Origin of the sequence: Nocardioides sp., from assembly GCF_036503465.1 — a bacterium.
Taxonomy (GTDB): domain Bacteria; phylum Actinomycetota; class Actinomycetes; order Propionibacteriales; family Nocardioidaceae; genus Nocardioides.
The window spans coordinates 1-7928 of sequence record NZ_DASXWU010000084.1; the positions used below are offsets into that span (position 1 = coordinate 1).

General features: G+C 70.3%; 4 protein-coding genes and 1 pseudogene. 4 read left to right on the forward strand and 1 reads right to left on the reverse strand.

From position 1 onward, the window contains the following. Positions 1–663: pseudogene (locus VGK78_RS15480) on the forward strand (long-chain fatty acid--CoA ligase); the annotation flags it as partial. A gap of 309 nt (positions 664–972) precedes the next feature. Here VGK78_RS15480 and VGK78_RS15485 read toward each other — a convergent pair. Continuing rightward, positions 973–1347 (reverse strand): GIY-YIG nuclease family protein, encoded by a 375-nt coding sequence (locus VGK78_RS15485; RefSeq protein ID WP_331528587.1) that lies wholly within the window; start codon positions 1345–1347, stop codon positions 973–975. Positions 1348–1940: 593 nt separating this feature from the next. On the opposite strand from VGK78_RS15485, the gene VGK78_RS15490 reads away from it, so the two are divergent. The 3 genes from VGK78_RS15490 to VGK78_RS15500 form a co-directional block, all read left to right on the forward strand. Further along, positions 1941–3704: an MFS transporter gene (locus VGK78_RS15490; RefSeq protein ID WP_331528588.1), complete on the forward strand. Its 1764-nt coding sequence runs from the start codon at positions 1941–1943 to the stop codon at positions 3702–3704. 10 nt (positions 3705–3714) lie between these two features. Beyond that, positions 3715–7197 (forward strand): ATP-binding protein, encoded by a 3483-nt coding sequence (locus tag VGK78_RS15495; protein ID WP_331528590.1) that lies wholly within the window; start codon positions 3715–3717, stop codon positions 7195–7197. After that, a partial coding sequence (locus tag VGK78_RS15500; RefSeq protein ID WP_331528591.1) for an adenylate/guanylate cyclase domain-containing protein occupies positions 7194–7928 on the forward strand: 735 nt, incomplete at its 3' end. The genes VGK78_RS15495 and VGK78_RS15500, both read left to right, overlap by 4 nt.

Genomic DNA, 7928 nt, shown 5'->3' on the forward strand with positions numbered 1-7928 from the left:
GAGTCGTCGGCCGGATCCTTCGTCAACCACCCCGACGACTACCGGATGGGGACCGTCGGCCCGGTCTTCCCGGCGTCCGAGGTGAAGCTCGGCGAGGGCGACGAGATCCTGATCCGGGGCCCGGGCGTGATGGAGGGCTACCACAACCTTCCCGCGGAGACCGCCCAGTCGCTGACCGACGACGGCTGGCTGCGCACCGGCGACAAGGGCGAGCTCGACGGCGACGGGTTCCTGCGGATCACCGGCCGGATCAAGGAGCTGTTCAAGACCTCCGGCGGGAAGTACATCGCGCCGCCCGCGATCGAGTCGAAGTTCAAGGCGATCTGCCCCTACGCCAGCCAGTTCGTGGTCTTCGGCAACGAGCGCAACTTCGTCGTCGCCCTCGTCACCCTCGACCCCGACGCACTCGCGGACTGGGCGAAGGAGAACGACGTGCCCGGCTCGTACGCCGACATCGTCGCCTCCGACGCCTGCCGCCGGATGGTCGCGGGGTACGTCGAGGAGCTGAACTCCCACCTCAACCGGTGGGAGACCATCAAGAAGTGGGAGCTCCTCGACCACGACCTCTCCGTCGACTCCGGCGAGCTCACGCCGTCGATGAAGGTCAAGCGCAACGTGGTCGAGGCCAACTACCGCTCCCTCATCGACGCCTTCTACTCCTGACGTCTCCGGGTCGTCCGCCTGAGAACCGAGCCCTGTCCGCCCGATCGGTGGTTGAGCAGCGAGCCTGGGGTCGTCGGTGGTTGAGGAGCGAGCTGGGCTCGTCGGTGGTTGAGGAGCGAGCTGGGCTCGTCGGTGGTTGAGGAGCGAGCTGGGCTCGTCGGTGGTTGAGGAGCGAGCTCTGCGAGCGTCTCGAAACCACCTCAGGTTCGGGACGGTGGTTTCGAGACAGGCGCCAGGGCGCCTTCCTCAACCCGGAATGGGTGCGGTGGTTGAGGAGCGAGCTCTGCGAGCGTCTCGAAACCGCCGGTGTCAGGGACCTTTCGAGACAGACGCGTCACGAGGGCGAGGGGTCCTCCCACCCTCGTCATCGGGCCGAGCGGCCTTGCTCTGACGTCGTACGAGAGCCTCATGGCTGCGACTGGCCAGAGAGGGCAGTTCGTCGGCGCGGCCCTCGATCAATGCCAAACGTTTGGATCGTCCCCACCCTTGGACCCGCTTCTCGTACGCATATGCCTCGTCGACACGATCGAACGGCAGGCTCCAGACCAAGCGCACCGGTCGGCGCGGCTTCGTGTACTCGGCCCCCTCGCCGTCCTGGTGTTGGCCGAGGCGTCGCTCCAAGTCGGTCGTACTTCCGACATAGAAGGAACCGTCGGAGCATTCGAGTATGTACACCCAGGCCATCCCCCAAGAGTGACGGGATCGACGCGTCCCTGCTCGATCTGGACGGGTACCTGTGGATGACCTCCACCTCACCGGTGCCGGCCGCGCGCTTCGGCGGCGGTTTCGAGACGCTCGCAGAGCTCGCTCCTCAACCACCGGGGTCGCAGCTGAGCTCGCTCCTCAACCACCGGTGCCGGCCGCGCGCTTCCGCGGCGGTTTCGAGACGCTCGCAGAGCTCGCTCCTCAACCACCGGTGCCGGCCGCGCTCTTCGGCGACGGTTTCGAGACGCTCGCAGAGCTCGCTCCTCAACCACCGGGGTCGTCGCTGAGCTCGCTCCTCAACCACCGGGGTCGTCGCTGAGCTCGCTCCTCAACCACCGGGGTCGCAGCTGAGCTCGCTCCTCAACCACCGGGGTCGTCGCTGAGCTCGCTCCTCAACCACCGACCGCCAGACGCGCCACCGAAGCCCAGAGGTCGCTTCTCGACCACCGACCCCATCGGCACACCACGGAAAGCGATCCTTCGTGTCACTGACAGAAAGGCTGCCGTGCCCGTACGCTGACGCTGCTCGGGCCCGAGGGCGGGCAGCCCGACGTGGGACTGGGGGAGGTGCCGTGGGCGAGAGCGTGGCTGTGGCCGAGGAGCGGAGCGGCGGAGTCGTCGGCGCGTTCTTCAAGGAGACCGGGTCGTCGCTGAAGTCGGTCTTCGTCAACCGCAACCTGCGTCGCATGCAGCTGGCCTTCACCGGTTCGCTGATCGGCAACTGGGCCTACGCCACGGCGGTCTCCGTCTGGGCGTACGGCGTGGGCGGGGCGCGCGCGGTCGGGATCTACTACGCGGTCCGCCTGGCCGTGATGGCGGTCGCGACGCCGTTCGTGTCGACCCTGGCGGACAAGTTCTCGCGCAAGCGGGTGATGATGCTGAGCGACCTCTACTGCGCCGTTCTGGTCGCCGCCGCCACCCTCTGCCTGTACGCCGGAACTCCGGCCCTGCCGATCTTCGTGCTGGCCATCCTGACGTCGTTCGGTGGCTCGTCGTTCCGTGCCGCCCAGGGCGCGATCACTCCCCAGCTGGCCAACACCACCGACGAGCTCACCGCCTCCAACGGCACCGCCAGCACCCTGGAGAGCCTGGCGATCTTCGTCGGTCCGGCGATCGGCGCGGGCCTGCTGGCGATCGCCGACGTCGAGATCGTGTTCCTCGTCAACGTCGTCTCGTTCCTGTGGTCGATCCTCATGGTCGCCGGCATCCGGATCTCGCATGGCGACGTCACCGAGGGCGAGGCCGGGACGGACGACGCGCCGCAGGCAGGGCCCGTACCGAAGGTCGTTGCCGAGGCCGAAGAGGTCGTCGCCGAGGCCGAAAAGAAGGCGGAGAGCTTCTTCGCCGAGATGTCGGCCGGGTTCCGCGCGATCTGGCGCGACAAGGACTTGCTGATGACCGTCACCCAGGGCTCCGCGCAGACCGTCGTCGCCGGTGCGACCGCGGTATTCCCGCTGCTGATGGCCGTCGAGATCCTGCACACCGGGGCCAAGGGCGTCGGTCTGCTCGACTCGGTGTCCGGCCTGGCGGCGATCCTGGGCGGCATCGTCGCCATCGCCCGGGCCTCGAAGCACAAGCTCGGCCAGGACCTCGTCGTTGGCGTCTTCCTGTGGTCGTTCCCGCTGATCCTGGTCACCATCTGGCCCTCGCCGGTGACGGCGTTCGCGGTGATGGCGTTCCTCGGCTTTGCAAACCCGCTCGTCGACGTCAATGTCTTCACCGTGATCCAGCGCCTCACGCCGGACGCCGTGCTGGGGCGGGTGTTCGGCGCCTTCGAGACCTGTCTGATCGGCACCATGGCCATCGGCTCCGCGATCACGCCGGTGATGCTCCACTACTGGGGCCTGCGCACGACGTTGGCCGTCCTCGGCCTGGCCATCGGCGCCGTGGCGCTGCTCGGTCTCCCGCAGATGCGCCGCATGGACCGCCGCCTCGAGGCGCCCGCCGGCCTGCCGCTGCTCCAGGCGATCCCGATGTTCGGTCCGCTCAACCCGGTCACTCTCGACGCGCTCGCCCGCGCCCTGATCCGGGTCGAGGTGCCGGCCGGCGACGTCGTGATGCACGAGGGCGACGAGTCCGACCGGTTCTACGTGATCGAGTCCGGGACCGTCCGGGTGACCGCCGCCGACGGCCGCCTGCTCCGCGAGGAGGGACCGGGCGAGTATTTCGGCGAGATCGGCCTGCTCCGCGACGTCCCGCGTACGGCCACGATCACCGCCGACGACGACCTGGTCCTGCTCGCGCTCGAACGTGAGGAGTTCCTCGGCGCCGTGACCGGTCAGGGCGAGGCCCGACGCCTGGCGGAGGACGTCGTCGTACGCCGGCTCAGGGCCTGAGGCGGACCCGATGCCGGGTTGTGCGAGCTGCGGCGCCGACCAGCCGGTCGACGCCCGGTTCTGCAGCCAGTGCGGTACGCCGCTGCAGTCGGCCTGCCCGTCCTGCGGCAGCCCGGCCCAGCCCTCGGCGAGGTTCTGCCAGCAGTGCGGGACCACCCTCGGTGCGACTGCAGCCGGCGTCGACGCAGCCTCGACCCACCCCGTGGCGTCCAGGCGCATCACGAGCGTGCTGTTCGGCGACCTGGTGGGCTTCACGTCGTTGTCGGAGTCGCGTGACCAGGAGGACGTGCGCGAGCTGCTGAGCCGCTACTTCGAGGAGTGCTCACGCATCGTGGCCCGCTACGGCGGGACGGTCGAGAAGTTCATCGGCGACGCCGTGATGGCGGTCTGGGGCGTCCCCACCACGCATGAGGACGACGCCGAGCGGTCGGTGCGGGCCGGCCTGGAGCTGGTCGCCGCCGCGGCCGCCCTGGGAGCCGAGCTCGGCGTTCCGGAGCTTGCGATGCGGGTCGGCATCGTCACCGGCGAGGTCGCCGTGACCGTCGGCGCCGAGCTGCAAGGCATGGTGGCCGGCGACCCCGTGAACACCGCCTCCCGGGTGCAGTCGGTCGCCGCCCCCGGCCAGGTCTGGGTCGACGAGACCACCAGACTGCTGACCTCGGCCGCGATCTCCTACGTCGATGCCGGCGCCCACACCCTCAAGGGCAAGGCGGACCCGATGCCGCTCTGGGCGGCTCGGGCCGTGGTGGCCCAGATCGGCGGGACGGCACGCGCCGACGGTCTCGAGGCGCCGCTGGTCGGCCGAGACCGCGAGCTGCGAATGGTCAAGGAGCTGTACCACAGGGTCGAGGAGACTCACCGTCCAGCACTGCTCCTGGTCGTCGGGGACGCCGGGGTGGGCAAGTCGCGGCTGGGCTGGGAGTTCTCCAAGTACACCGACGGCCTGAGCAACAGCTGCCGCTGGCACGCCGGCAAGTGCGTCTCTTACGGCGAGGGGGTCGCCTACTACGCGTTGGCCGAGGCTGTCCGCAGTCGGCTCGAGACGGGCGTGGGCCCCGAAGCCGATGCCGCGGACCCTCCAGCGCTGATCGCGGGCGGGCTCGCGGCGTACGTCGACTCCGAGGCCGACCGGGAGTGGCTGGCGCCCCGCCTCGCGGCCCTGCTCGGCTCTGCCGGCTCCTTCCCGCGCGAGGACCTCTTCGCGGCGTGGACGACGTTCTTCGAGCGGGTCAGCGGCCGCGCCGAGCCGGTCGTGATGATGCTCGACGACGCCCAGTACGCCGACGACGGGCTGGTGATGTTCGTCGAGCACCTGATGTCGGTGGCCACGTTCCCCTGCTTCGTGATGCTGTTGGCGCGCCCCGAGCTGCTGGCCGCCCACCCGGACCTGGCGACGAACCGCCGGGCCACGGTGCTGAACCTCGAGCAACTCACCGGGGACGACATGTCCCTGCTGGTCGACGGGCTCGTCGAAGGGCTGCCCCCCGGCGTCCGCGACGAGCTGGTCGCCCGGTCCGAGGGCGTGCCGACGTTCGCGGTGGAGACCGTCCGGGCGCTGATCGACCGCGACCTGGTGGTGCCGCGCGGTGGCACCTATGTGCTTCGTGACCCGGACTCGCTGGACCTGGCCGCGATCGGCGCCCCCGCTTCCTTGCAGGCCCTGATCTCCGCGCGTCTCGACATCCTTCCAAATGACCAGCGCCGGGTCGTCGACCGGGCCAGCGTCGCCGGGGACTCCGTGGAGCCGGAGCTGCTGGCGGAGCTGTGTCCCGACGTACCTGACCTGGAGCAGGCGCTGGCCGGGCTGGTCCGCGCCCAGATCCTGCGCGTGGAGGCGAGCCGGCTGAGCAGCGAGCAGGGGCGCTACCAGTTCGTGCAGTCCGCGGTCCGCCAGGTGGCCTACGGCACGCTGTCGCGGCGAGAGCGCAAGCAAGCCCACCTCGACGTACTGTCCGCGATGCTCCGGCGGTGGTCAGACGAGCTCGCGCCGGTCGTCGCGCAGCACTGCATGGCCGCGGTGGAGGCGGTTCCGGACGCCCCCGACGTCGCCGAGCTCAACGCGCAGGCCGTCGGGTTCCTCCGGCAGGCCGCCGATCGCGCGCGTTCGCTGGGGTCGCCCAAGGAGGCCGCCGGACACCTGGAGCGGGCACTGGAGCTGGCATTGGACCCAGCCGTCCGGCCGGGCCTGGAGCTCGATCTGGCCGAGAACTGCCAGGCCATCGGCCGGTACGACGAGTCGATAGCCCGCGCCAGGTCCGCCCAGGCAAGCTTCGCCGCGGCCGGTGATCTCCGCCACGAGGCCCTCGCTGCCGCGCAGCTCTCGAGGTCGCTCTGCATGGGTCCCGAGGAGTACGAGACCGCGGTCAGCGAGATCGAGCCCTACTACAGACGGTTGAAGGACACCCAGGACGAGCTGCTCACCCTCGCCAGCGTCCTGGGGGCCTACCGCCAAGTCCTTGCCCGTCTGGGGCGTCAGGACGTCGCGCTGGGGTTGCGCCAGCTCGACATCGCCGAACGGTTGGACGACCAGTCACAGATCGCGCGGGCCCTCATGGGAATTTCCGTGGATCTGCTGGGGACCAGCGGCCGGTTGTTGGGGGTTCTGGCGTTGGAGAAGGCGGTCGCGGTCGCCAGGGACTCGCACGACCTGGTCGTCGAGGCGCACGCGCTGGGCAACTGGTCGTCGAACCTGAACGGGGTCGACGCCCGGCGAGCCCTCGAGGTGGGACGCCAGGCGGTCGACGTGGCCACCCGGTCCGGCAACCTCGAGTGGATCAGTCACGCCCGTAACAACCAGGCCCTGGCCCAGTGGGCGGTGGGCGAGTGGGACGAGGTGGTTGCGGCCCTCGCCATGGAGACCTTCCAGACCGACAACGAGGCGTGCATTGGGACGTTGGTCGGTCTGGTGCTGGCGGCCCGGGGACAGGACCCGGCCGCGACGACGACTCTCTCGACTCATCGAACGTTCACCGGCTACTGGTGGACCCTCGGACGGTCGATCACCCAGGCCTACGCGGGAGATCCCGAGGCCACCGGGAGTGCCCGGGCCGCCCTCGACGAGGCATACGAGGAGAACCTTCTAGAGGACGACTTCCCGACGATCGTCGGGGCGGTCATGGACGTCGCGCTCAGGTACGACGATCGCGACCTGCTGGCGCACACCACGCAGATCGTCGAAGCCGCCGGTGCTCGCCCGCCGGCGGGGCTTCGCGGACACCTCGCACTGTGGGCAGTCCTCGCGGCACCGCCGGAGGCGACGGACGAGGTGGTCGAGGAGCAGTATGCGTCTGCACTGCGGGAGTACGGGGCATGGGGCTGCCCGGTCTACGTGGCTCGCGCCCAGGCGGCGTACGGGGTATGGCTCACCCACCGCAGCCGCATCGACGAGGCGGAGCCCCGCCTCGCCGCAGCCCGGACCACGTACGACACGCTGGGCGCCGCCGCCTGGCTCGCCGAGCTCGACCGGGCTCTGTCAGGGGTGACGACCTCGTGACCGCCTGCCTCAGCTGTGGCGTCGACCAGCCGGCGGGCGCCAAGTTCTGCATCGAGTGCGGCGCGGCCCAGCAGACCGGCTGCCCGGCGTGCGGCACCGCGGTGGTCCCCGGCGCGAAGTTCTGCCTGGAGTGCGGCACCGCCCTGGTCGGCCCACGAGCGCCTGCACCGGCCGTCCAGGTCGCGTCCCGTCGGCTCACCAGCGTGTTGTTCGGCGACCTCGTGGGTTTCACGCCGCTGTCGGAGTCGCGCGACCAGGAGGACGTCCGCGAGCTGCTGAGCCGCTACTTCGAGGAGTGCTCTCGCATCGTCGCGCGCTATGGCGGCGTCGTCGAGAAGTTCATCGGGGACGCGGTGATGGCGGTCTGGGGCGTGCCCACCACGAACGAGGACGACGCCGAGCGGTCGGTGCGGGCCGGGCTCGAGCTGGTGGCTGCGGTGACCGCGCTCGGCTCGGAGGTCGGCGTACCGGACCTTCTGATGCGGGTCGGGATCGTCACCGGCGAGGTGGCCGTCACCGCCGGGGCCGAGATGCAAGGCATGGTGGCCGGCGACCCGGTGAACACCGCGAGCCGGGTGCAGTCGGCGGCGGCGCCCGGCCAGGTCTGGGTCGACGAGACGACGCGACTGCTCACCAACGCCTCCATCTCGTACGCCGACGTCGGGTCCCACGCCCTCAAGGGCAAGGCCGACCCGATGCCGTTGTGGGCGGCACGCGCGGTGGTGGCCAAG